This window comes from Fulvivirga imtechensis AK7, assembly GCF_000331535.1.
GTDB lineage: Bacteria > Bacteroidota > Bacteroidia > Cytophagales > Cyclobacteriaceae > Fulvivirga > Fulvivirga imtechensis.
In genome coordinates, this window is record NZ_AMZN01000206.1 from 1 (window position 1) to 866 (window position 866).

Consider the following 866-nt stretch of genomic DNA (forward strand, 5'->3'; position numbering starts at 1 on the left):
ATTTTGCCCCTCTGATTAGTATCTTTATATCGAACTCACGTTAAGTTACATATCTAGGAAGGACGTTTGACATTGACTTTCAATTGAGCATGCTATCATTTAGGGGCAAGAGAGGGGTGAGGAGTAGCACATGATTTGTCATTGCGACCTCAAAGCGAATTCACAAAAAATACTTATTTTTTTATTGTCAAAATTATCTTTTACATGATTTAAAAATTGGTCCTTATGCTTCTTCTTCAGCCTTAATTTACCGGTTGCTATTGCGAGCAAGAACTCCAAAATTGCCTCACATCTATCGGGATCTTTATCATTTTTAAATAAATTTTTGAGAACAGTTGCCATTTCATAGCTAAGGTCATCTTGAACTGAATAATTTAACTCATTTGGGTTAGCTATTCTCAATATTGCAGCTTGAATAATTCCATCATTAAAGCGATTGAAGCACTCTGGACTAAATACCGACTGAACATGCTCATGAAATCTTAAAAATTTCATGTCTTGATACTGCTTTATTGAATTTAATTGGCTTTCAGGAAATCGAGCAAAATGTACGATGGATGCAATTATAAAATAAACATCAGCTTGAGATGGTGTCGTATCTGATTTAAAATCGAAAAATGCAAAATTTGGTCGCAAACTAAGTGGCTGCTCATTAAATGGATTAATCAGAAACAAATCATTTAATAATCCTTCGTTGGAATTTAATTTTTCAACCCTTTCTATTAAATAGTCTGGTAAATTTTCTTGCCCTTTCCAAAAATCCAACTCATTTGACCATGCCGGTTTATTAAATTGAAGTGTAAGGCCGTCATGATAGTCGCCCTGGCTATTTCGGTCGGACCATGCCAGTGATTTCGGTCAAAAGG

General features: G+C 34.8%; 1 protein-coding gene. It reads right to left on the minus strand.

Going from position 1 to position 866, the window contains the following annotated elements:
- Nucleotides 1-138 precede the first annotated feature (138 nt).
- A complete protein-coding gene (locus tag C900_RS27805; RefSeq protein ID WP_009583836.1) occupies nucleotides 139-765 on the minus strand; it encodes a hypothetical protein in 627 nt (208 codons plus the stop codon).
- Nucleotides 766-866: the final 101 nt, after the last annotated feature.